A 26,988-nucleotide genomic window follows, 5' to 3' on the forward strand; every position below is an offset into this window, starting at 1 on the left:
CACACCGTCGGTGAAATTCAGCTGTATCTGCGCAGCCATTTCAGCGAACAGCTGGCCATGCTGAGTAACCCAGGACCGTTGGCAGAAGCGGAGCCGAAGCCGAAAGAAAGCAAAATGCGCACGGAGGAGGAACAGGGGCAAAATATCAGCATCATCGGCATGGCGGGGATCTTCCCGCAGGCAGAGGATATCGCTGCATTTTGGGATAACCTGCGCGCTGGCCGAGCGGCGCATTCCACGCTGAGTGACAAGCGCAGGCGCCTGATGGCCCTGGATGAAGAAGAGATCGGCAGCAGCAGAATCGGGGCTTATCTGGATGGGGTTGAGTATTTCGATCGCAAACTGTTCAAGGTTTCCCACAAGGACGCGCAAAAACTGGATCCCCAGATCCGAAAATTGCTTGAAGTCATTTGGCAATCCATCACGGACGCCGGCTATACCCTGAGCCAGTTCCGTGAGAAACGGACCGGGCTTTTTGTCGCGACCCGCGGGCATTCAGGCTATCAGGATATTCAGGCCAAAGTGGATCCGCAGCAGGCGGCTCAGTGGCGTTTCCAGGCGGAGCAGATCTCCGCTTACGCCAACCGCATTTCAAACATTCTGAACCTGTCAGGGCTCAGCGAGATCGTGGAAACCGGATGCGCCAGCTTTTTGGTTGCGATCAGGCACGCCATGAGCGCCATCAGAGAGGGGCGTTGCCAGCAGGCGATTGTCGCCACCGCGGAACTGGGTCTTTCGCCCTTCGCGCAGAACCGCACCGACGATCAAGCGCTGTACAGCTCTCATCCGGTAACGAAAAGTTTCGCCAGTGATTCTGACGGTTATGTGAAAAGCGAAGTGGTCGGCGCCATTATCCTGAAAGCGGAGGACGATGCCTTGGCGCAGGGCGATGCCATTTACGTCAATGTCAAAGGCGTCGGCGTCAGCCACGGCGGCAAAGCCCCATTGAAATGGTACAGCCCCAATATTGAGGGGCAAAAAGCGGCCATCGTCGCCGCCTTCGCGGAGACCGGGCTCGATCCGGCGACCATCTCCTATATCGAGCCCGAGGCCAACGGTTCCCAGTTGGGTGACGCGGCGGAGCTGGTCGCCATCCAGTCGGTCTATGGCCCCCACTTGCAGGCCAGCCAGGCGTCGAACGCACCTTCAACCCAGGCGGCGCCTATCGCCATTGGTTCACTCAAACCGTTGACCGGGCACGCCGAAACGGCATCGACGTTCCCTGTCCTGGTGAAAATGGTGCTGTCCATGCACCACCGCCAACTGGCGAAAATTGCGGGACTCGGCGCGTTGAACGAAGGGATCACTCTGACTGATGGTTTTGAACTGCTCGATGAAGATCGTCCCTGGCAGAAGCGGGGGCCTTACCCGCGGCGCGGCGCCATCCATTCCATGAGCATTGGCGGCGTGAACGCCCATTTGCTGCTTGAAGACTATGAAACGGAACACCACGCCGAGTGGTTCCCGGCCGAGCGGCCGCTCATTTTCCTGTTTTCTGAGGCGGATGAGGCCGGATTGAACCTGCTGGTGAGCGATTACCTGGACTTTCTGCCGCGTGCGTTGGCAAACCTCTCTGCGCGCGACGCAGCACAGGATCCCACGCCAGAAAAGCAGCAGGCGCGCGAGTCGCTCTATTTGGAACGGCTCGAATATACCCTGCAACAGGGCAGAGAGCATCGAGACGTGAGACTGGCGGTCAGCGCCGCCAGCATTGCGCAATTGCAAGAGAAGTTGCAGTGCTGGCTGTCGCATACGGGCCATCAGGATGGCATTTACGACAGCCGTGAAGCGCCGCCAATGCGAGAGAAAGCGTTGTCTTCCTTGAGCGACGGCGTGCGGCAAGCCTTGTTGAAATGGCTGGCGGGGGATGCCGTGGAGTGGGCCAAATTGCGGCAGGACGAAGGGTGGCGAGACGGACTGCGCAAGCTTCATTTGCCTGCCAACCCACTGCGGAAGCTGTTCTGCTGGCATGAGGGATTCCACGATAGCGACGTCGCTGACGGTCATCATGCAGGACCGACAAACGCGGAACAGCGTTCTGTCGTGGAGTAAGGGTGCAATTGTACCGTTTTTTTTTATTCAAATAGGGGTGTGCAATGAATGAATTAGACGAAGCCTTGTCGGGCTACCTTGTTACGCAGGCTGCGAAAGTATTGAAGTGCAGCCCGGACATTATCGAGTGGGAAAGTGATATTGATGAATATGGGTTTGAGTCAATGGAGGTCAACCAATATTGCGTCGATCTGAATAAATTTTTCTCTATCAAACTGACGCCGGTTGTATTCCTGGAAGTCAATTCGTTGCAAGGGTTGAGTGAGTATCTGAAAAAACATCACTTCAATCGTCTTGAAATGACCTTTTTATGAACATGAGTCTCAGAGGAAACTTTTATGGAAAAGTATGACATTCAAAGTGAAACGCAACGCAAAGCCTTCGACCTGATGCCACACTTCTTTCTCGATCAGGAGGAACAGGCGAATTTCCACTTTATGATGCATATGCGGTTGCTGTTGAACGCGCCTGAGTTTATGGCCACCTTCGAACGCGACCTGTTTGAGAAGAAATTGGCCGACCTCCAGGCGAAATGTCCGGATCTGGCCAACATGGATTGTGCCGATACGTTCATAAAAATGAAGTCCTACGATTTCTCAAATATGGATCGGCATACATTCCAGCACATGATCAATGACGCAAGCAATCCGCCGATTATTGCCAAGGGTTTTCTCAACGACACGAAAGCCGTTCAACAATGGACCCATGAGTACCTGATTGAGCACTACAAAGACACTGAGATTATCGCGGTGGGTTATGATGAAAAAGAAACCAGCCTAAAAAAACTCAAGTTGGAAAAAATACTGCGGTCTCAATTGGACAAGGATTCAAAGGTCAGCTATTACATCAACAACTCTGCGGAGATATTTAACGACTATCCGGATTTAATCGATGAAGTGGGGGCTGAAAAAATACTTGATCTGTTTTATGGTCATTCTGCAAATAGTTTCAGTCAGTTATTTGTCGGCAATCTTCGCACCTGGGGAACCAACTGGCATCAGGGAAATGATATTTCCTGTGCACTGATGATCAGTGGGGTAAAACGGTGGTATTTCGTCGATCCACGGCTAGGGTATATCTTGCGTCCCTTCTTTGACGGCGCCAATGGCATGTCAGCCAAAATGGATGCTCGCCTGGATATGAACTTCCATAAAATCCATAGTCCACTTTATGCGTACGCGCCCAAATTTTATGTCGATCTGGAACCCGGCGATGTCATCTTCTTCACGAAATACTGGCCGCATGCGGTTATCAACACCACACCGTTGCAGATCATGGCCAATATGCGAATGACGGAAGTGAATCTGGATACCATGACCAAAGGCAAAGATGTCCCGACGCTGATGCCGGTGTACGACAACATTCTGAACTCCGATCCATCCTTCATCAAATTCAAGTTCGATATCTTTAATAACTTGGGGAAAAAATCCAAAACCATCGGCGATGAGAACTATTTCTCTGCCTATACTTCGACCAGCGATGTTCTGACCAATGGGGATAAACAATGAGCGAGTACCTGATAAATTCCGGCGAGTTCAACATGATTGTTTGTCCGGCAGACAAAGCCTATTACATCCTTAATGATGATCGGGCTTCGACGGAGACGCTGCAGGAATTTCTGGACGGTGAGAACGTGCAGTACCACCGGCTTAAGCCCCTGTGGTTTAAGTATCGCGCCGATGAATCCTGGCAGGATCTCAATAAAAAAGAGTACCGACTGGGTAAAGAGCTTTCCGAAGCGGAACTGATCGACCGTTTTGTCTTGAAAGCATTTAACTTTGGCAGTTTGGTCGCCGTTCGTGACAGCCAAACGGGCGCCGTCAAGATATTTAAACGAGACAAGTTAAAAATGTCCGTCCGTTAGTAACCGATTCGCCTGAATAAAATTGATGCACGCCTTCTTTTGATTTTTCCCTGTTGTACTAGACTCATGGGGGGCGTGCGGCAGCGCTGTTAACCGCGCCAGGGAAAGTGATTGGAGAAGCAAGTGACGAAGCAAAATAACGACAGTGAAAACGCCTCAATATTAAATAATATACATGATAAGGAAATAGCGGAAAGTCTGAGCCTGGATGAGAAAAAAGACGCTGTCGCGATTATCGGTATAGGCGGGTTCTTCCCAGGTGCCGATTCTATCGAAGATTTTTGCCGCAAGCTGGATAAGCAAGCGTCGCTGTTTTCACCTGTGCCTGACAATCACTTTCCCGGGCCGGAAATGCGCAACAGATATGGCGCGTTTTTGCACAATATATCCGGATTCGATCCTGACGTATTCAACATCGGCCCCATGGAGGCCGAATACATGGATCCCAGGACGCGTTTACTCTTGATGTCGGTGTGGCATACCCTGGAGGACGCCTGTTATTTGCCACAACAGCTAAGCGAAGCCAGCGTCGATGTCTATATAGCCTCGGAAGGCGCCGCTTATACGCCGTTTCTCGCCAAGGCTGAGCTTACGAGTTATTCCATATTGGGTATGATGTCCTGGTCTTTACCGAATTACCTCTCGCACGCTTTTCGTTTCAACGGCAAAAGCCTGTATATCGATACGGCCTGTTCCGGCGCCAGCGTGGCTTTGCATCAGGCCAAGGAAGCGTTGTTGCGCGGAGAGACGGATTATGCGCTGGTCGGCGCCGCTAACCTGTTATTCGGCGATGCGCTGGCCGGATCGTATTTGGGACAGGAATCGCTGGGCATTCTCGGGGGCGAGGCGAGCTGTTCCCCTTTTCAGGCCGATGCCAAAGGTTTTCTGCCCGCCGAGGCGACGGTCACCGTGTTGCTCAAGCGGTTATCCCAGGCTATTGACGATCGAGATAACATCCATGGGGTTATTTTAGGCTCCGCCGTCAACCATACCGGAGGCTACGGCAGCCTCACGATGCCTTCGGCCGAATCACAGGCGAAGGTCATTGTCAGCGCCTATCGTCAAGCCGGTATAGATGCGGATACCGTGGGCTATATTGAAGCTCATGGTGCCTCATCGCTGCTGGCCGATGCCGAAGAAATCAAAGGATTCAAGCGTGCGGATGCGCAATTAGCAACGCGCCTGGCGCCCTCTACGGGCACGCCCTGCAAAATCAGCACGCTTAAACCGAATATGGGGCATGCCAATTCGGCTTCCGGCCTGGTGTCGCTGATCCGTGTGCTGCACGCGTTTAAAACGCGGAAAAAACCGGGGATCAAGGATTTCACCGGCTGCAGTGAAAAAATCAAGCTCGAAGGTTCACGTTTTTACCTCAATGACGCGACAGAAGAGTGGCCGCCGTTGGTGGATGCCAATGGCCGGGAGATCGCACGCCGGGCCGCGATTAACAACTTTGGCGCGGGGGGAGTTAACGCCCATTTGCTGCTGGAGGCGTTCTCCGGTTACGACGACCGCCACGAGAACGCCGGTGATGAAGCGCATTCGCAGGAAAAGGGGTACTTTCTGGCGCTGTCGGCGCTGCATGAATGGCAGTGGATTCACTATGCGGAATCTCTCCTGGCCTTTTTGCAGCAGTCCCCCGACGTCCCTCCGGGCGCGCTGGAATATTTCTATCTGACCGCGCGCAATAAGTTTGAGCACCGGGTGGTGTTTCGTTATACCGACACCGAAAATTTGCAAGAGAAGCTGACCCAGTTTATCGCCGCCAAAGGGCAGAAAGCTTACTACCTGAAAAGCGGGGCGCGCGATGAGAATAAGGCGCTCGACATATTTAACCGCCATCACCGGCTGTCGGACTTGTTGACGACGCTGGATTGGGAAAATGACAAACGCTTTCTTATCGATCTGTGGGTTCAGGGCGTCGACTTCCCGCTGCATCAGACCCTTGGCGCACTGACGTTTAACAAGCTGTCGCTGCCGCGTTATCCTTTTAACCTCGAACATTACTGGAGCGCGGCGGTGTTACCGTTAGAGCCGCGCGGCGATCAGAAGCACCGGGACATACATCCGTTAGTCCAGCAAAACACGTCGGATTTTTATACTCAGCGCTACAGCAGTTTCTATACCGGCGATGAGTTTTTTCTGGCCGATCATCTGGTTAAAGGCCAGAAAGTGTTGCCTGGGGTTGCCTACCTGGAGTTGGCGCGGGCAGCGCTGGCCGATGCCTTAGGCCAGCCAACGGCGATCAGGCTGGAAAATATCAGTTGGATACGGCCAATGCGCGTAGAGGCACCGGGGTTGCATATTGCTGTCGAACTGCATCCCGAAGGCGATGCGCGCTTCGGCTTTGAGATATACAGCACCGGTTCTTCCGCCGCGGGGAGCGAAAGAGTAACGCATTGCCGCGGACAGGCCGGGATAGCGCCTGCCGGGGAGTCGGCGCCACCTGCAATCGATGTTCGCGCTCTGCAGCACCAATGCGCCGTCAGGCATCTGGACAGCCAGGCATGCTATGCCGCTTACAGCGCAATGGGCATTCTTCACGGCACAACCTATCAGGGCGTGATCTCGATAGATGAGGGCGCTACGCAGGCTATTGCCCGTATCGAATTGCCCGCCAGTGCGGCCAAGAGCCACAGTCAATTCTTTTTACACCCCAGCCTGATGGATTCGGCATTACAAATGGCCGCCGGTTTGCTGGTCGACGCTGAACGCCCTGAATTCGCATTGCCGTTTGCATTGGAACATTTGGAAATGTTCCCGCGAGAGGGAGCCAGCGTGTTGCCCGAACGCCTGTGGGTCTGGGCCCGGTTTAAAACCGGGTCCGCTAAAACCGACAAAGTCAAAAAAATGGATTACGACCTGTGCGACGAAGCCGGCCATGTTTGGGTCAGGCTCTGCGGCTTTTCTTCCAGAGGGGTAGACAATGCGCCGCCGGCCGCCGTCAGCGCGGTGGCGCCAACCGAGACACTACCGTCTGACACGCGCGTCGCGGCGGAAAGTACCGAGAACCAAGGATTGCAAGGCAAGCTTCTCCCCTTGATGCAGCAGTCACTGGCCAGGTTGCGGAAGCTGGAAGCGGGGCGAATCGATCCCCATGCCGAACTGTCTCAGTTTGGTCTGGATTCTATTCAGCTTACGGAGTTTACCAACCTGTTGAATCGCCAATACTCGCTGACGTTGACGCCAACGGTATTCTTCGAATATTCCACCCTGGGGGAATTTGTGGCTTATCTGGCGCAAACCCATACGGCCGCATTCTCAACGCTGCTTGCCGCACATGAGCCGCTCGCGCAGCCCGCCGCTGGCACTGAGCAAGAAAACGGGGGGCAATCACACGAACCGAGGCGCCATGACGAGACAGCGCGCGCCCCTCGGACGTTGCCTCGACACGGGGCTGCCTATCCATCGGCGTCCATCTCGCTCGCCGCGCCGGCAAACGAGCCGATAGCCATTGTCGGCATGACGGGCCGTTTCCCGATGGCGCAGGATCTGGACGCCTTTTGGGACAACCTGGTGAACGGCAAAGATTGCATCAGCGAAATTCCGGAGCAACGCTGGGACTGGCGGGCACTGTATGGCGATCCACTGCGTGAAGTGAATAAATGCCAGGTGAAGTGGGGCGGATTCATTGATGGTATCGATGAGTTTGATCCTCTGTTTTTTGGCATTTCGCCGAAAGAAGCCGAGCTGATGGACCCTCAACAACGCTTATTGATGACTTACATATGGAACGTCATTGAAGATGCAGGCTACAGCGCCGGCGAAATCTCCGGTACCGACACCGGCATTTTCGTGGGAACCGGCATGAGCGGGTACGGCAGCCTCATCTCAGAGGCCAGGCTCCCCATCGAAGGGTATTCGCTGACCGGCATTGTCCCCTCCGTCGGACCTAACCGAATGAGTTTCTTCCTGAATGTTCACGGCCCCAGTGAGCCGGTGGAAACCGCTTGCTCTTCTTCGTTGATCGCCATTCACCGCGCCGTTCAGGCTATCAACGCCGGCGAATGTGAACAGGCCATTGTCGGCGGTGTGAATACGCTGGTAACCCCAGACGGGTATATCAGTTTCAGCAAGGCCGGCATGCTGTGCCAGGACGGCCGCTGCAAAACCTTCTCCAGCGCGGCTAACGGTTATGTGCGAGGAGAAGGCGTCGGCATGCTTTTCCTGCGCAAACTCAGCGTGGCGGAAGCGTCGGGTGATCATATCTATGGCTTGATTCGTTCCAGCGCGGAAAATCACGGCGGCCGGGCCAATTCATTAACGGCGCCCAATCCGAAAGCGCAAACGGCCTTGCTGAAGCGCGCTTACACCAAAGCCGGGATCGATCCGCGCAGTATCGGGTACATCGAGGCTCACGGTACAGGAACGCCGCTGGGCGATCCGATAGAGATCGATGGGCTGAAAAGCGCGTTTCAAGACTTATATCGCAAGACACCGGCGGCAACCGATCTGCACGACCGGCCTCAACACTGCGGTTTGGGCTCGGTAAAGACCAATATCGGCCATTTGGAAATGGCGGCCGGTATTGCCGGCGTGATCAAAGTGTTATTGCAGCTGCAGCACAAGACGCTGGTGAAGAGTTTACATTCCGAACAACTCAATCCTTATATCCAACTGGATAACTCGCCCTTTTATGTCGTGCGAGAGAATCAGCCTTGGCTTGCCCCTCAGGATGCACAGGGGCAGGCGCAACCTCGCCGGGCCGGCGTCAGCTCTTTCGGCTTTGGCGGCGCCAATGCACATATCGTGCTGGAGGAATACACCGGCGGAACAACGGCAACGGACGAGCAGGGCAAAGAGCCTGCGGAACTCGCCATGGTGATCCTCTCGGCAAAGAACGCCGAGCGCCTTATGGCGGCGGCGCAGAATCTGCTCTCCCGGATCACGGCTGAAAACAAGGCGCGGCCGCCGTTGGATGAACTCGCTTATACCTTGCAGGTCGGGCGGGATGCGATGGATCAACGGTTGGGGATCCTGGTCTCATCCCTTGATGAACTGGCTGAGAAACTAAGCCAGTTCCTGTCGGGGGAAGAGGCTATCGATGGCCTGTATCGCGGTAATGTCCGACAGAATAAAGATATGTTGGCCATGTTCGTCACGGACGAAGACATGACGGCTACCCTCGATCTTTGGTTCCATAAACGTAAGCACGCAAAAATCCTGGCGTTATGGGTGAAGGGGATGGCCGTTGATTGGTATCGGTTATACCCGCAGCAGCGGCCAAAACGCATCAGCCTGCCGACTTATCCGTTCGCGACCGATCAATACTGGATCAAAGATGTCCGCCACGCGGCATTGAGCGTCTGCGCCGCGCAAACGCCAGACGCCGTGCCCGACGATCTCGCCGCGAGCGCAGCGCAGAACCCGGATCGGGCGCAGACGCAGCCAGACGATGATTTCAGCCATGTCGCGCTCTGGGAAACGGATGACGCCCCGCTGGAGAGCATCACGGCCTCGCCAATGACGGGAACGGTGCTGATTGTCGCGGGGGAGCGGGAGATGGCGCTGGAAACTGCGCTGATCGCCAAACTGAGCGGCCAAACCCCGCGCCTGGTGCGTTTGTCCCTGAGCGACGCGGCGACGCGTGAAACGCGGCAGAGCGGCCCCGATCGCTGGACGTGCGACATCCGGGATGAAAACGCGCTCGGCCATTGCCTGGATAACGTCGGCGGCATACAGCATGTCTTTTTCATTGCCGACGGCGCGGATAGCCAACCATGGGCAGATGCGGCAACGCTCACGGCCAGTTTGCAGCGTAACGAGTTGCAGCTGCTGCGTTTGGCAAAATCGCTGCAACAGCGGTTGGCGAAAGAGGATGCGGTAGATTTTACCGTGATCACCCAAGACAACCACGCGTTGTCAGCCGATGAGATTCGTTACCATGGCGCCGGGATTACCGGCCTGGCTTATTCCATCGCTCAGGGAGATCACCGTTTCAGGGTCCGGAATTTGGATGTTTCCCTGCGAGACGTGCAATCGCCCGCGCGGCGAGAAAAATTGCTGCAGCAGATCATCAACGAAGCGCCCAGTGAGCGAGGCGAACAAATTCGCCTGTTTTCCGGCCGACGCTACCGGCAAACCTTCTTCCGTCTCGATCCGCGCAGTTACAGCGACGAAAACGCCATCAAACATGGCGGCGTCTATCTGATTCTGGGAGGCAGCGGGACGGTGGGCGGCGTCATCACCCGTCAGCTCTTGCAACATTACCAGGCGAAAGTGATTTGGCTGGGCCGCCAGCCTGATTCCAGCCCTGCGTTGCAAAGCCGGTTGGATGCATTGGCAAGCGTGGGCGAGCGGCCTGATTATTTCCAGGCCGATGCGACGGACCTGGCCTCTTTGCAGGCGGCCCTGGCGCAAATCAAGCGGAAATACCCCCGCATCGACGGTGCGATATTCGCCGGCCTGGTTTTTGACGCCGAGAATACCATTAGCCAGACGACGGAACAGGCTTTCTGGCAAATACTGCAGGTCAAAGCGTCAGGCAGCTTCAATTTCTACCGGGCGCTCCAGCAGGAATCGTTGGATTTCCTGGTCTATTTTTCTTCCTGTCAGGCCTTCTCGTTTTCCGGCGCCGCAACGCTGTCGGCCTATGCTGCCGGGATTACGTTCTCTGACACGCTGGTACGCACCCTGCAGGCTCAGGCCGAGTATCCCGTGGGAATTATCAATTGGGGATTCTGGCAAGCCTCACTGGCCGGTTTGCCGGCCAGCCAAAGCATTTTCGCATTAAGTGATGCGGAGGGTTTCACCTGTTTTGAGCGTTTTGTCACGCTGCTGCAGCAGAAGCGCCAGGGGCAGTTCGTCTGCCTGAATGCCTCTGCGCCGGTACAGCAACTGATGAATCTGCATCCGCATGAGTCCGTGCTGGTCAGCCATCAACGACAACCTTCACCCGACACCTTTAATCAGGGGATGATCAATGCCTAAGATCGCTGACAATCAATGGGACACAGAGACCGACGTGTTGTTGCAGTCCCATCATCCTCACGCCATTAACGCCTGGCTGGCTCAACTTCTGTATATACAGCTCGATCGGCTTGGCGTTTTCTCAGCCTCAGCGCATCACGATGATTTTACCGAACACGCCGATCGTTGGGGCCTTGACCCTCAGTTCCAGCCCTGGTGGCGCGAGTCGATCAGGCTGTTACTTGCAGCCGAATTGATCGCCTGGCAAGACGGCATCCTGGTTTGCCGCGGGCCGAGTTCGGAACAAGCGGAGGCGGTATGGCGGGCGTGGGATGATTTTCGCGACGGCCATCGTCATGACCCCGCACGCATGACCCAAATGAACCTGGTTGATGCCTGTTTGCGCAATCTGCCACAGATCCTGACCGGCGGGCTGCCGGCGACAGAAGTGCTATTCCCCAATGCGTCGATGGAAAAAGTCGAAGGGATTTATAAGGACAATCCGGTTTCAGATTTGTTTAATCGGGTATTGACGAAAACCGTCAGCGACTATGTGAGCGGCGTGCTGCGCCTGGATCGCGAAGCGCAATTGAATCTGGTCGAGATCGGCGCCGGCACCGGTGGCACAACGGCCATGGTCTTACCGGCGCTGATGGCGTACCAACGCAATATTCAACAATATTTGTATACGGATCTCTCGCAAGCCTTTTTGATGCATGCTCGGCGTTGTTATGGGCCAACTTGCCCGTTTCTTGATTATGCATTGTGGGATATTGAGCAATCCTTGGCGACGCAGCCGATCCCTCCCGCGTCTTTTGATGTGGCGATCGCGACCAATGTTCTCCATGCCACCAAGGATATCCGGAGCACGCTGCGCCATTGCAAAGCCGCCTTGCGCAATGGCGGCATGGTGATTATCAATGAACTGAGCGATAAGTCCGTGTTTACGCATTTGACGTTCGGGCTACTCAAAGGCTGGTGGTTGCATCAGGACACCGCGTTGCGCATTGAAGGCAGCCCGGCGATAGCGCCTGACACCTGGCGAGAAATTCTGGAAGAAGAGGGGTTTCATTCGGTTGAGTTTCCGGCGCAGAAAGCGCATGCGTTAGGGCAAACCATTATTGTTGCCCTCAGCAACGGCGTGATTCGACAGCAAGCGCCGCTGTCGAAGAAAAAAAATCAGCCTGCAAAACAACAGGCGACCCCTAGTCCCGCCGCACCGGCTTCGGCGCCCGAGGCAGGCCTAACCGAAGAGCGCATGGCGGCGCACATCAGCGAGGCGATCGTGTCCGCTCTGGCGCAAGCGGTGAACCTTTCTCCTGAGCAGATCGATGCCGAAACCGCCTTCTCCGAATACGGCATTGACTCCATTCTGACTGTTAATTTCACCAATAAAATTAACGAATTAATTGGCGTCCGCCTGAACCCGGCTGCGCTTTACGATTACCGTTCTGTCGCCTCGTTGAGCGGCCATATCCACCGCAGCGCCAGTGAGGCAGTTCGCGCCTCGCTGGCCGCCTCCAGCGCCCACGAGGGCGGCGAGGCGGTTCCGGCGCATGCGGACAAGAAAGGGCCGGCCGCCGCACGCGGTGCGCACGATGCAAACAGGCTGAAATATATTACGGACAGCGTGATTGACGGGCTGGCAAAGACGGTCAACCTGCAGCCTGAGCGTATCGATGAGCAGACGGCATTGTCGGATTTTGGCATTGATTCGATTCTCAGCGTTAACTTTATCAATCAGATCAATAAATCACTGGGGATCGCGCTAAACCCGGCGGTGCTCTATGACTATGCGACGATAGAAGCCTTAAGCACGCATATCTGCCGGGCTTATCCCGAGCTGCGCGTTATTGCTGAACCTCTCGCCGCGCCGCAACCGCAGCCTCCTTCAGACCGGCGCCGAGAGCCGGCGCCACAGATCGCCGCACCAGGGGCGAAAGCCTCCGAGCAGCGGCACGTCGAATCGGACGCAATCGCGGTGATCGGCATGGCGGGGCAGTTCCCCGGCGCCGAAGATATCCAACGTTTCTGGGACAATCTTGCGGCAGATAATACCGGGATTGAAGCGTTGCCTGCCCATTATTTGGATCCCGCGAGATATTCTGCCGATACGGACAAAGAAGCGGCCGTCCGAGACGGAAAAACGTATTGCAAGTGGGGCGGTATCGTTAAAGACCGGGACTGTTTCGATGCCAGGTTTTTCCGCATTTCCGAGCAGGACGCCCTATCGATGAGCCCTCATCAGCGCCTGGTGCTGCAGGAAAGCTGGAAGGCGCTGGAAGATGCCGGCTATAACCCCAAAGCGCTGTCCGGCGCCAACGCGGGCGTGTTTATTGGCGCGGAGCCCGCCAATTACCATCACGGCTCTTTTGTTGGCTCGTCCGAGGCGATCATCGCATCACGCGTCTCTTATTTTCTGAATATGAAGGGCCCGGCAATGGTGGTAAATACCGGCTGTTCATCTTCAGCCGTGGCGATACACCTGGCGTGTGAAAGCCTGCGTCGACGGGAGACAGAGCTTGCACTGGCCGGCGGCGTCTTTACGGCGCTGGATGCCGACGCGCTGGCGAGCCTGTCCGGTATTGGGCTGTTGTCCCGCAAGCCGGCATGCCCCATTTTTGACCAGGAAGCTGACGGCATGCTGCTGTCGGAAGGGATTGGGCTGGTCGTGCTGAAAAGGCTGGATCAAGCCATTGCGGACGGCGATCCCATCCACGCCGTCATCCGCGCTTCGGGGATCAATCAGGATGGCGCCAGCAACGGCATCACGGCGCCGAGTGGAACCGCGCAGCAACAATTGCTGGAACAGGTCTATCATAAGTATCGCATTGCCCCTGAAGAGCTCAGCTACCTTGAAGCTCATGCCACCGGCGGTAAATTGGGCGATACCATTGAGGTTAATGCGCTGGTGCGCGCGTTTAAATCGCTGACCGCAAAGCAGCATTTCTGCGCCCTGGGCAGCGTGAAATCGCATATTGGCCATACTTCTGCCGCGTCAGGCGTGATTGGGCTGATAAAAATCGTGCTGTCGATGCGCCATCGTCAGCTGCCGGGTTTGAAAGATTATCGGCAAATCAACCCGTTATTCGAATTGCAGGACTCCGCATTTTATCTTCAGAGCTCGGCCTCCGCCTGGCACGGCCACGGCGATAAACCCCGGTTAGCGGCCCTGAATTCTTTCGGCCACAGCGGAACCAACGCCCATTTGGTCATCGAAGAGTATGTCGCGACGCAAGCGGCAGCCGAACCGGCCAACGCCGGTTGGATTATTCCTCTGGCGGCCAAAACGCCGGACAGTCTGTACGCGCAGGCAGAGGCGCTGAGCGCCAGGCTTGAGACGATGGGCCGACAAGGCCGCGAGAGCGAAGAGGATACCCGCGCCTTCATGCAATCCATGGCGTACACGTTGCAAATCGGGCGAGAAGCGATGCCGGAACGCTTCTTGATGATCGTGCGCGATCATCGTGACTGTCTGCAGCAGCTACAGGCATTTTGCCGCCGGCAAACCGCGATAAGCCATGCCGCGAATGCCGCCAGGAAGCAGCCGCCGTTAAGTGCTGAGGCTTACCAAGATCGCGGTTTGCACCGGCTTTCCCATGCTGAGCTAGAGACTATCGGCCGCGCCTGGCTGCAGGGCCGCCCCGTTAATTGGCAAAGCTTCTATTCGTCGGCGCCCAAAAGAATTCACTTGCCTGGCTATAGCTTTGCGAAAGAGGTTTTCCGCGCTTCGGGCGCTGGCTTCACCGAAAAAAACCGGCAAGCGGGCAGCGCAATCGCAGACGGCCATTATCCGATTGGGCAAGTGGGATTATTTAGGGCCGGGCATCCCTGGAGCCAGCCTTTTAATCGCCATCATCCCGTTTTACGCCATCACAAGGCATTCGGCCAATCGCTGATGCCCGGTCTGGCGTACATCGATCTGCTGTTCCAATTTTTCCATCGTCAGGGCATGGATTATCGGCGGTTGGAAATGCGTAATCTGGTGATCCACCATCCCCTGACCATTGCCGACGATTACGCGGTGGAGGCGCACATCAGTTGCCAAAAACATGAACAAGGGTACTGGCAGCTCCGCGTTGAAGGCAGTGAAGTGTTTGATGATCATCGGCAGTCAGAACTGAAGACCTATATGAGTGCGGAAATGCACTCAGTTCAGGCGGCGCCGTTTGATGAAACGCTTGATTTAACCCCGTTGAAACAGGGCGCCACCGGGCGGTTGGGGCTACGGGAAGCCTATGAGACCTTTGGCGGAACCGATATTCGCCACAGCGGACCGATGGTTGGCGACGGCGTAATTTATCACCTGCCTATGGCAAATCTGATCGATATTAGCGTGCCTGAAGAACCTTTGCCCGGCGCCGAAGACTATCTGTTCCATCCGGTGTTGATCGACGGGAGCGCCATCGGCTCCGGGAGCCTGTTTCTGGAGCAGAACGCGCAGCAGGATATCTTCTTGCCGCTTTATTACGAATCTTTCCGGGCGACGGCGCCATTATCGGCACACTGTATTACCCGGATCAGCCGCGACTCGCTGAAACAAACTCCGCAACTCTCGTACCTGACCATGGAGTTCTTTACGCCCCACGGAGAAAAGATTGGCGAGCTGAAAAATTTTACCTGCAAGCGCGTGCGCGACGCCGCAGCGATCAACGCATCACAACCTCACACCGCCGTGACGACGCAGGCCGCTGCCGCCGTCATGTCCGCCGATCCCATTGAGCCTATGAAAAATGAAACCCTGTCTGTAACCGCACCCATCGTCGCGGATAAGCATGAGTCAGCATTGGAATGCGCTGAGCAGCGAGTGAAAAAGATCCTGGCGGATACGCTGACGAAAAGTCCTGAAGAGATTGATACCGATATCGGTTATTACGAGTTGGGTTTGGACTCCGCCGGGCTGTTGCATATGGTGAAGTTGCTGGAACAGTCGCTCAAGGTGAAATTGAACCCGACGGTGCTGTTTGAATATGCCAACGTCGGTGAACTCGCCGCGTATTTGCTTGAGCAGTATCCGATGTCGTTCCTCGCGGCGGATAAGGCAAGCGCCGCACAGGGGGACGTTTCTCCCCAGACGCAAAACGCTGGCATTTCAACGAGCGAGAGCCAAACGGATGCCGCAGCGAACAATGCGCAACAGAAAGCGCCTCGTTCATCTGCCGACATTCGGCAACCAGCGGCAAGCGGCGATGAAGATATCGCGGTGATCGGGATTGCAGGGCGATACCCCGGAGCGCAGGACATGGCGGAGTTTTGGGCTAATCTCAACGCTGGCAAGGATTCTGTGACGGAAATTCCCGCAGAGAGATGGCGGAAAGAGATATTGGATGGCGTTGCTTCCCCTTCGGGCCGCCCGATTTCACGCTGGGGTGGATTTATCGACGATGTGGACTGTTTCGACTCCCAGTTCTTCCGCGTATCCCCCCGAGAAGCGCAATGGCTCAACCCTCAAGAGAGGCTCTTCCTGGAAACCTGCTGGACGGCGATCGAGGATGCAGGTTACACGCCGGAGACGCTGGTGGCTGAAGAGGGGCCCAATAAACGGCGCGACGTCGGCGTCTTTGTGGGGGTAATGCATAACGATTACGCCCTGATCGCGGCGGAAATCGTCAATCGAGGGCAGGTCATGCCGCTGTCGATGAATCATGCCCCCATCGCTAACAGGGTCTCTTATTTTTGCGGCTTCCACGGGCCTTCTTTGGCCATCGACACGGTTTGTTCCTCTTCCCTGACGGCGCTTCATTTGGCTCTGGAAAGTTTGCACCGGGGGGAAAGCAAGGTCGCGATAGCCGGCGGCGTGAATCTGTCCTTGCATCCTTACAAGTACATGACCTATGGGCTGGCGGACATGTACTCCTCCGATGGCCGCTGCCGGGCCTTCGGCGACGGTGGGAACGGTTTCGTCTCCGGGGAAGGGGTTGGCGCGGTCTTGCTTAAACCGCTTTCTCAGGCGCTCAAGGACCGGGACAATATTTATGCGTTGATCAAAGGCAGCGCCATCAACCATGTGGGGCAAGTGAGCGGCATTACCGTTCCCAGCCCGGTGGCGCAGGCCGATTTGATGCTGCGCTGTTACGAAAAAACCGGCATCGATCCACGCACCATCAGCTATATCGAGGCGCATGGCACAGGAACGGCGCTGGGCGATCCGATCGAAATTCAGGGGTTGGTCAAAGCTTTTAGGCAGCATACCCCCGACAAGCAGTTTTGCGCGATCGGCTCGGTAAAATCCAACATTGGTCATGCGGAGTCTGCAGCGGGCATCAGCGGGCTCAGTAAAGTGATCCTTCAACTGCATCATAAGACGCTGGTGCCCTCACTGTTGCATGCAGAACAGGTGAATCCTTATCTGGAACTGGAGCATTCACCTTTCTATATTCAACGCGAGGCGAAGGCGTGGGAGCAGCCAAGGGTGGAACGCAACGGTGAAGCGATTGCCGTGCCCCGGCGCGCCGGGATCAGTTCATTTGGCGCCACCGGATCGAATGCGCACCTGATCGTCGAAGAATTTCTGCCAACGGTCCCCCACAGAACGGCGAGTGCTCAGCCGCTGATCGTGCCTTTGTCAGCGAAAAATGAAGACAGGCTGCGAGTTATGGCGGGAAATTTGGCTCAATTCCTGGCGAACCACCCGAATCTCGACGGCCTGCCTCCTGAAGATCTGGCCTTTACACTGCAGGTGGGCCGCCGGTCATTGGAAGAGCGCGTTGTGTTTGTCGTACAGGATCTCAGGGAGCTAGAGCAGAAACTGGCGGCATTTGCCACAGAAGCCGTTTTGCCTGAACAGAGCTGGCGGGGAAGTGCCGGTAGCAACGGCAAAGACAGCGCCCGGAGCGGCGGTTTTCTCACGGCGGACGACAGCGCCACTCTGCTTCAGCGCTGGATAGCGCAAAATGCCGTTCACAAAATCGCCCGTTTTTGGGTTGAAGGCTTTAGAGTGAACTGGCCTCAGTTATACCCGCTGGCGACACCTTGCCGCATTAGCCTGCCAGGCTATCCGTTTGCCCGAGAGAAGCACTGGCTTCCCGCCCCGGACGACCTGGGGCGGATCGCTCACGCCGCATCGGCGGCCTCTTCGGACGAGACGGCGGCGCCAAGTTCAGCCCCTGTCAGCCCGGAAGAGCCCGAGAGGCTGATGCTGTTTACGGAGTCGTGGCATAAGATGTCTGCGCCGGCCGCACCCCGGCAGCCCCGAGACTTCAACACGCTTATCTGCTTCTTGTCGCAGCCGGAAAGCCAACGTTTGCTGCGATTGCACATGAAAACGCTGGCGCCGCAAACCGAAGTGGTGTTTGTTTCCCGCGAGCCGGAACGCCGCGCAGAACGTGTTTTCTCGCTGCCGCATGCGGGCACGGAACAGGAACAGACGGAGCACTATCACCACTGCTTCACCCAGTTGAAATCTGCGCAGATCCTCCCTCAGCACAGCGCGATCCTGTATCTATGGCCGTTGGAAGAGCGCGGCCATTTGCCGGATTATGCCGCGCTGCATCATCTTCTGTCTTCGATGGTGAAAACCGGCATGGCGCCACAACGTCTGTTGTTGGCCGGCGCCAGCCACCATTCGCTTGGCCGGGCCTATCTGGAGTCGTGGATTGGCATCGAGCGTTCCCTGACGGCCGCATTGCCGTCCACGCAATGCGCCATTGCCGCCAGCGTTGTTTCAGGGGCCAACGCGGCAGATGAACGCGCGGTATTGGCCGCACACGCCGTCACCGAGCCCTATCTCTCGCGGCTTTATCAGCAAATAACGGCGCAAGATTTTGAAAGCGTTTGCTATGAAAATGAAGAGCGGCACGTCTTGCAGGTTCAACCTAGCCCCGTGTCTCTGACGGGGCCGGAGGAAACGGGGATGAAGCACGGGGGCACCTACCTGATCACCGGCGGGTTCGGCGGTCTGGGCTTGATTTTCGCCCGATACCTGGCACAGCGTTATTCCGCCCGGTTGATTCTGACTGGCCGCACCGCCATGAATGCGGAACGAGCCGCGGTGGTTGACGAGCTGGTTCGGTTGGGGGGACAGGTGCATTACATCCAGGCGGATGTGTGTGATGCCAGCGCCATGCGTTTTAATCTGGCGCAGGCCAGGCAAGCAATGGGTGCGATCCTTGGCGTGATTCACGCCGCCGGTATTGAAGCCGGAGAACCTGTCTTTGCCAAATCTCGTCAGGCATTCGAAGCGGTCCTGCAGCCGAAAGTTGATGGGCCGCAAATAGTAGACGAACTGCTCACACAGGATCCGCTGGATTTTGTCTGCTATTTCTCCTCCAGCGCCGCATTCTTGGGCGATTTCGGTTCTTGCGATTACGCGATGGGAAACCGTTTCCTGATGAGCTATGGCAAGCACCGCATGGAGCAGGTGAAACAAGGCCATCTTCGCGGCAGAACCTTGATTATCAACTGGCCTTTCTGGGCCGAAGGGAAAATGGGCGCTCACGACAAAGAAAGCGCCGGCTTCTATCTCAGCGCGACCGGGCAGCGGGCGCTTAACAGTGCGGAAGGGCTGCAGGTCTTCGAGCAGTTGCTGCAGCAAGGCGAGGGGCAATATCTGGTTATTGCCGGAAAGCCAACTCGCGCCGCCAAGTTGTTGGGATTGGATAAACACACGGTGGCCGGGCAGGCCCCGCATCCTTATTCAGCCAGGCCGTCGCGCGATGGCGCGGCCACGGATGTTACCGCACGCGATCTGCAACAACCGGCTCTCCCTGCCGGAAAAATGGCCGATATTCGCGCGGAAGTCAGCCACATACTGAAAACGCTGATCAACCGTTTGCTCGGCACTCCGCTTGATCGGATCGGGTTGGACAGCGGTTTTGCCGATTTCGGTTTTGATTCGATCACGCTGGCGTCATTTTCCCGGGAATTGAGTCAACGTTTTAATCTCGACATTACGCCAACGGTGCTCTTCGGCCATTCCTCGGTTAAGCGGTTAACGGAATACTTTTGCCGTGAACACGCGCCGGCGCTGCATGCCATGCTGTCACCCCACATGGCGGCGGACACCGGGGCTGCCGCCATCCCATGGGTTCAGGCGACGCCTGCCCAAGCACCGGCTCCCGAAACGGCCGGCGAACGCCAGCCGGCCTCTGCGGCAGCGCCGCACGCTGAGATCGGGGCCACTGAGGAGCCGATCGCCATCATTGGCATGAGCGGGCGCTTTCCGCAGGCGGACAGCATCGACGAATTCTGGGATGTGTTGATTCAGGGGAAAAGTTGTATCGGCGAGATGTCTGAGCCGCGTTGGGACCGGGGCTCCGTCACCGACAACGGAGCGGTTGTTCCACAATGGGGCGCGTTCATGACGGATATCATGCGGTTTGATGCCGCTTTCTTTGATATCACGCCGAAAGAGGCGATGGACATGGACCCCAGACAGCGAATTTTTCTGCAAGAAGCTTGGCGTACGTTTGAAGATGCAGGTTACATGGGGCAGCGCATCCGCGGCATGTCTTGCGGTGTGTATGTCGGTGCGGAAGAAAGCGATTATGGCATGCTTGTCGGCGAGCAAGGGTCGATAAATGGCAATCAGAATGCCACGCTGGCGGCGCGGATTTCATATGCGCTGGATCTGAAAGGGCCGAACCTGGCCCTGACCGCGGCTTGCGCATCGGGCTTGGTCGCCGTTCATCAGGCCTGCTTGGCGTTGCGCCAGGGAGATTGCGAGATGGCGCTTGCAGGGGGGATCAACCTGTTAATGACGCCGTGGGTGTATCAGAGCATGAATCGGAGTGGGATGCTGTCACCCGACGGCAACGCCAGCGTATTTGATCAGCGCGCCAACGGGCTGGTACCGGGAGAGGCGGTCGCGGCGGTGTTGCTGAAACCCTTGTCAAAGGCCAAGGCCGATGGCGATCGGATCTATGGCTGCATTAAAGCCAGCGGCGTGAATTACGATGGGAAAACCAATGGCATCACGGCGCCGAATCCGCTGCGCCAGGCTGAATTGCTGAAAAATATCTATGACCGCTATCAGATCGATCCCAGCGCGATTCAATACGTCATCTCCCATAGCACCGGTTCGCAGCTGGGGGATCCGATTGAGGTTCAAGCGCTGGCCGATGCCTTTGCCGGTGGGGGCGGTGATCCCCATCGCTGCGTGCTAGGATCGATTAAACCGCTTATCGGCCATACTTTTGCTGCGTCCGGCATAGTCAGTCTCATCGCCATGCTGAAAGCGATAACGCATCAGACGATGCCGGCGACCCATCGCTTTGAAACATGCAACCGCTATATCAATCTGGAGCGGACCCCCTTTACCATCGAACGGCAGAATCAGCCCTGGCTGCGCCGGGGCACGCAGCCCAGACTGGGAGCCATCAGCGCAACGGGGATCAGCGGAACCAATGCGCATGCAGTGATTGAAGAATATATTGCGGACGATCCCGAATCCGGGCAGGCGTCAAAAACGCCGTTGTCGGCAGGGGCCGCCGAGCATTCCACGATCGTGCCCATTTCAGCAAAAACCGCCGAGGCGCTGCAAGCCTATGTTCAGGCCTGCGCGCAATTTCTCCAGGGCCAGCCGGCAACGCAGCTTGAGCAGCTGGCCTATAGCCTGCAAACCGGGCGAGACGCCATGGCGCAACGTGTAGCCTTTGTCGCAGCGGATAGCGCAGAACTGCGCGAACAGTTAGCGCGGTTTATTGCCGGCCAGACTGCGCCGGGCGTTTATCACATTAGTGCGCAAAGTAGTGACAATGTCACAAATGCACCAGCGTGGGGGGATGAAAACGCGGCGCCGCCGCCTGAACAAATTCAGGCTTGGATCGCAGCACGCCAATGGCAAGCATTAGCCGACGCCTGGAGCCGCGGCGCTGAAATCGATTGGTTTGAGTTATACCGAGAGACACGGCCACCGCAGCGCAGTGCGGGGCCGGTCTATCCTTTCCGGGGCAAGCGCTACTGGGCCACTCTCTCGCCCACAACGCCGTGCGGGCCTGCGGTTCTGAATGCGCAAACGGCCGAGGCAGCAAGCGATGCAACGATGAGCGAAAGCAAAACGTTGTCGCTTGAGGCTATCGTTCGTCAGGTTCGTTCTTTACTGATACAGACGCTGTATTTTGAGGAGGATGAGGTTGCCAACCATCAGCCGTTTACCGAACTAGGGTTAAATTCAATTAATGCAGTTGCCTTTATTGAAGCCATTAACAGGTCATTAGCGGCCGGGGTGACGATTAATGCAATTTTTGAGCATCCCAGCATTGATGCCCTGTCTGCATATTTGCACGCCGTGCCGCGTGGCTGCCTGGCCGAAAGCACAGAAGCCGCGCCGACGCTGAGCGCTGAACAAGGCGCCACCGCCCACGGCCGGCAAATGGGAAAGGCCTGGTTGAAACAGTACCCGGAGTGCATTCCTCTCAGCCGACAACTGCGCGCTGGCGATGAGCGGGAACATGACCGCTCTCGGTTCTGGATCCACCCGCTGACGGGGTCTACAGGCTTATATCTGAAGGTGGCTGAAAATCTGGGCGATGACTATGCCATATGGGGCATTCATTCGCGCGGTTTCCTGACCCGGCACCCGCCGCTGAAAAGCATCGAAAGCATGGCGAATTACTATATTGAAATTCTTCAAGCCGGCAACGCCACCGGGCCTTATGAACTGGCAGGCTATTCCATGGGCGGGATTATCGCTTATGAAATGGCCCGGCAACTGCAATTGGCGGGCTACCGGGTTTCGAGCCTGATCCTGCTGGAGCCGCCGTTCCCGCACCCCGAGCATCTGCACCAGTCGTCGCCATTTTATTATCACGACGCATTGTTGATGAGCGCGAATTTCTTTTTGCACTATAGTTTGAAGGACATAGTGGCGTCGGGGCAGGTAGCGTTTGAAACCCTTGCCTACAGGGAGCAGGAATTAATGGGCATTGACGCCGATAAACAGGTGACGTGGCTGGCTGAGGGGTGCCTCAGAAAAGGCGTGGAGCAGCCGTTGTCGGTGGTGAAAGAAAAAATCGAGAATATGGCTCAGATCCTGAAGCACAATCGCGAAGCCATGGCGGCCTATGTGGTGAAAGCATTACCTAATGCCCATGATATCGATTTGCACTACATGACCGTGAGTCAATCGTCCAACGGTGCACGGTCAGACAAGGGGAATACGTCGTCCGCTTTAGCTGAAAACAATCGCCATGTTCTGGGCGAAGCGCTCACCCATGACGAGAGCCATTGTCAGCGATGGCTAGACTATCTGCCGGGCGCTCAAGTGTTCCGCACCCGGGCCAAAGACCATTTTCACCTGTTGTCTGAACGCGAAAGCGTAGCCATGATTTCCGACCGCTGCCGGACGATTTATCAGAACGCCTCGGCGAGAAAAACAACAACGGCCGATGCGGAAGAACCTGTGGCGAAGCCGCGTCAACCGGGGCGAGAGCGCATTGCGATTATCGGGATGTCCGGGCAGTTCCCCGGTGCCAGAAATGCGGATGAACTCTGGCGGCTGCTCGAGCAGGGCCAATCCACGTTTACGCCACCGCCAGATGATCGCGGTTGGTCTGCCGGCCAGTATGAAGGCTACGGCGCTTTTCTCGCGGAGATAAAATCCTTCGACCCGCTGTTTTTCAACATGTCTCCGCAAGAGGCGTCGATGCTGGACCCTTGCGAACGGCTGTTCTTACAGGAAAGCTGGAAAGCGATTGAGGATGCGGGAATGCGGCCTGATGCGCTCTCCGGTAGGCGTTGGGGCGTTTTCTGCGGCAGCGGGGGCGACTATACGCTGCGCTTTGCGGCAGGCGAGCACTTCGCGCCGAATATCACATTGTCCCAGATCCCGGGACGCGTCTCTTACAGCCTGGACCTGAAGGGGCCTTGTCTCTCCGTAGAGGCCGGTTGTGCATCATCGCTACTGGCTATCGCCCAGGCTTGCGACCATTTAGCGCAGGGCCAGTGTGAGGTGGCCATTGCCGGCGGGGCGCAGATTTACTCCACGCCAAATATGTTGATCAGCGCTTCCCGCTTTGGGCTTTTATCGCAGGCAGATCGCGGTGGCGCATTTTCGACGCGCGCCAGCGGCATGATGCCCGGCGAATCGGTGGGGGTGATTATTTTGAAACCCCTCTCGTTGGCATTAGCAGAGGGGGACCGGATTCACGGCGTGATCGAAGGCTGGGGCAGCAACCACAACGGCCGGACCCATGGAATTATGGCGCCGAGCGCCAAGGCGCAGGAGGCGCTGTTGTCTGATACCTATCAACGATTTGATATCCGCCCGGAGAGCATTACGCTGGTGGAAGCCCATGCCGCGGGAATGCCCGCCGCAGATGCGGCGGAAATCGCCGCCCTGAACCAAGTGTTTCGAAGTCAGGAGCGCGCGCGTCAATCCTGCGCGCTGGGCAGCGTTGAAAACAACATTGGCCATGCGTTTCACAGTTCGGGAATGAATCACCTGTTCAAGGTGTTGCTGGCGCTCAAGCACCGGGCGATTCCCGGCACGCCGAATATCGAAGACCGGGAGGCGTTGCCTGCGCTGGAAGACGGCCCGTTTTATATCAATTCGACAACGGTTCCCTGGCAGCCGGAAGCAGGGCAAGCGCGTCGGGCCGCAATCAGTTCATTCGGGGCGACGGGGATCAATGTTCACCTTGTTGTCGCCGAGCCTGATTCAAACGGGGAAGCGCGTGAAGAGGGGGCGGATGGTCGTCTTTCGCCGGCCGCCTCGCGATTGGAAAGCGCCAGGCCTGTGTACATCGCACTGTCGGGAAAGAATGAAAGGGCTCTGCAGCAACGTTGTCGTGAGTTGCAAAAGTTTGTGCAGGCCAGGCCAGAATTGGATCTGCAACAGCTGGCGGCCAACTTGTTGTTGCGGCGAACGCATTTCGCCTACCGCTGCGCCTGCGCGGTTTCTGGCGTCGAAGAATTACGCCATTTTCTGGCTCAGGTGATAGCGGGTGCGGTTTTAACCCCGGCGGACCCAGGTTACCGGGGCAAAGCGGCTCCAGGTGGCCAACGATTGGCTGAGCATGCGGCCTCATCCGCCGTCGCGTGCGTTCGGCAAGCCATCCAGGATCCGAGCGATAACGGGAATTGGTTGAGGTTAGCCCGGCTTTATGTCGATGGCGTAGACTTCATGACCCAGGATTTCCACGCTGGGGCCGATATCGCTCAGGCGTTCTCTTCGGCGGAGAAATTCCCGTTGTCGTTGCCAACCTATCCGTTTGACGCGCGTTTATGCTGGGCCGGCAACGCCGAACCTGCGCCTGTCGGCAAATCATCGGCAGATCTTGCGCCCGAGCAGACGCCAGCGCCGGCGGCCGCCCAGCCGATCGTGCAAAAGCTGCTCGGTATCCTGGCGGAACTGGCTGGCCTCGCCCGTACAGAAATTGATCCAGATGAGCCGATAACGCACTACGGCATCGATTCATTGTTGGGGCTGCGTTTGCTTAACCGGATCAACTCAGCGTTTGTCACGGCGTTCGATGCCGAGCTGCTGACCCGCGGCACGCTTCGGGCGATTGCCGGGGAGATTGCCGCTCATCCGCTCTCCGCGCCGGTGGCGGCGCCGCAAGATGCCGGGAGCGCATCGCACCCAGCCTATATTCAATCGATCTCGCTGGCGATACGACGGGCGTCTGCCTTGACTGCCGATGAGTTGACCTTGGCGCGCGCCGAGTTGGGCCGGCTATTGCAGCAGGGCGTTGGCGTCTGGAAAGACTCAGCCAATCTGCATGTCGAGTTTAACCGCAATGCCCCATGCGCCCGACAGGCGCTGGAACACGCGAATCAGACGGATATTTTGGGGATGTATCTGGAAGAGGGAGTGCGTTACTACCCTACCAGCCACATCCAGGCATTCGTTCTGCATGAAACCGAGGTGAAAAAGCGCGCAACATTTAATATCGGCCAGGGCTTTTGGCTGGATATGCCCATCGATCTGGCGCTGTTGAATCAGGCGTTGAACGACATGGCGCGCCGCCACGCGATTTTGAGAACCGGCGCCGAACTCGTCGGGCAACAGTGGGCGCAGGTCGTGCATGAGGCGTTAACGCTGGAATGCCGGGAAATCTGTTGGCCTCATATCAACGATCGGGCAACGTTTGAACAGATATTCGCGCGATTCCAGCAGTCGGTGAACATAGCGCTGTTCCACGCGGATCGAATGCCGATGTTTGATGTGTATCTTGTCCATAACGGCGCAGATCTGGGCGCGATTTACTTGGCGACGCATCACTTCCATGCCGATGGTTTTACCTTGTTCATGCTGCTGCAAGAGCTCTATCTCCGCTATACCGCGCTGCTCGGCAACACCGAGTTTGTTTGCGATAAATCCACGGCTGAATATGCGCATTTCGCCTTGAGCCAGTTTGGCGAACATCGGGATAGCGCGACTGCATATTGGTTGAGCCAGTTACGCGACAAACGCGCGTCCTTTGCGCTGCGCGATAAATACATCGCACGCCAAGACCAGCCAAACAAAGCCGGGAACGTTGAAAAGGCGGGGGTTTATCATCTGCCAGTCTCGGATGAGATGCTTGGCCGATTGCAGGCATCAAATCGCCGCCATAAGACCACGCTCACACAGCTCGCGACCTGTGCCTTGGCGGTGCTGGCGTATCGCATCACCGGCGTGAACATACCGATCCAGATGGCGTACAACCTCAGAGACCGATATGAATTTGAGCCGGTATACGGTGACTTCTCATCGTCGGTTCCCCTGGTGTTAACGCTTCAACCTCATTTCAACCTGCAACAAGTGTGGCGTATCTATGAAGACGCCATCCTGCAGGTGCAAAAATATAAGCACTTTGATTTTGTCGCCTTGCATCAGCAACTCGCCCCTTCAGAGAGCGCCGCCCACGAACACACCCTGTTGGGCAGCCTGGCGGTCGACAGTAATGATCGGGACAGCTTCGTTGAAGTCACGGCTTTCGCCCGAAAATTGCTGCCGATGTCGCTGGAAGAAAGGGAGCCAGCAGCCCCCTTGTTAATGGGATTGTTGAAGACAAACGGCGTGCTGAGCCTGCCATTCGTCTATGACCGCAGGTATTTCTCGCCGGATCTGATACGGGTGCTTGCTGAGCACGTAGGCTTTTTGTTGACGCTGATGATGGAACAACCGGAATTGAAAGTGGAGGACATTCCCGTTCCCGAAATGCTGATCGATCGTTTATCGCCGGAGGAGGTAGTGGCTTTGGATGTTTAGCGCCAACGAAGGGCGCAAGGAAATGGAA

Annotated in this window: 6 protein-coding genes (1 of these 6 cut by a window edge); all 6 read left to right on the forward strand. The window is 56.6% G+C overall.

What is annotated here, in order from left to right; translation table 11 throughout:
- Positions 1-2,052, forward strand: partial view of an SDR family NAD(P)-dependent oxidoreductase gene (locus tag ACTJJ1_RS06290; protein ID WP_440832808.1) — the final stretch only. The gene continues 17,781 nt to the left of window position 1, outside the view; 2,052 of the gene's 19,833 nt are visible here — the last part of the coding sequence; the start codon falls outside the window, past its left edge; it ends in the stop codon at positions 2,050-2,052.
- Positions 2,053-2,096: 44 nt separating this feature from the next.
- On the forward strand, positions 2,097-2,366 hold the full coding sequence (locus ACTJJ1_RS06295) for an acyl carrier protein (RefSeq protein WP_041416949.1): 270 nt from the start codon (positions 2,097-2,099) through the stop codon (positions 2,364-2,366).
- Positions 2,367-2,390: 24 nt separating this feature from the next.
- Positions 2,391-3,560 carry a cupin-like domain-containing protein gene (locus ACTJJ1_RS06300; RefSeq protein WP_004944602.1) on the forward strand — a complete coding sequence of 390 codons (1,170 nt, stop codon included), beginning with the start codon at positions 2,391-2,393 and terminating at the stop codon, positions 3,558-3,560.
- Positions 3,557-3,916, forward strand: a complete 360-nt coding sequence (locus ACTJJ1_RS06305; protein ID WP_062790739.1) for a hypothetical protein — start codon at positions 3,557-3,559, stop codon at positions 3,914-3,916. The genes ACTJJ1_RS06300 and ACTJJ1_RS06305 overlap by 4 nt, the downstream gene beginning before the upstream one ends.
- A 123-nt stretch (positions 3,917-4,039) precedes the next feature.
- On the forward strand, positions 4,040-10,846 hold the full coding sequence (locus tag ACTJJ1_RS06310) for an SDR family NAD(P)-dependent oxidoreductase (protein WP_440832810.1): 6,807 nt from the start codon (positions 4,040-4,042) through the stop codon (positions 10,844-10,846).
- A complete protein-coding gene (locus ACTJJ1_RS06315) occupies positions 10,839-26,960 on the forward strand; it encodes an SDR family NAD(P)-dependent oxidoreductase (RefSeq protein WP_440832811.1) in 16,122 nt (5,373 codons plus the stop codon). The genes ACTJJ1_RS06310 and ACTJJ1_RS06315 overlap by 8 nt, the downstream gene beginning before the upstream one ends.
- Positions 26,961-26,988 lie beyond the last annotated feature (28 nt).

Origin of the sequence: Serratia sp. 22264, assembly GCF_052045345.1 — a bacterium.
GTDB classification, from domain to species: Bacteria; Pseudomonadota; Gammaproteobacteria; order Enterobacterales; family Enterobacteriaceae; genus Serratia; species Serratia plymuthica.

What these genes read in the sequence shown, in the direction of transcription:
- ACTJJ1_RS06295 (WP_041416949.1), top strand. Translation starts at nt 2,097, where the DNA reads ATGAATGAATTAGACGAAGCCTTGTCGGGCTACCTTGTTACGCAGGCT.
- ACTJJ1_RS06305 (WP_062790739.1), top strand. Translation starts at nt 3,557, where the DNA reads ATGAGCGAGTACCTGATAAATTCCGGCGAGTTCAACATGATTGTTTGT.
- ACTJJ1_RS06300 (WP_004944602.1), top strand. Translation starts at nt 2,391, where the DNA reads ATGGAAAAGTATGACATTCAAAGTGAAACGCAACGCAAAGCCTTCGAC.
- ACTJJ1_RS06315 (WP_440832811.1), top strand. Translation starts at nt 10,839, where the DNA reads ATGCCTAAGATCGCTGACAATCAATGGGACACAGAGACCGACGTGTTG.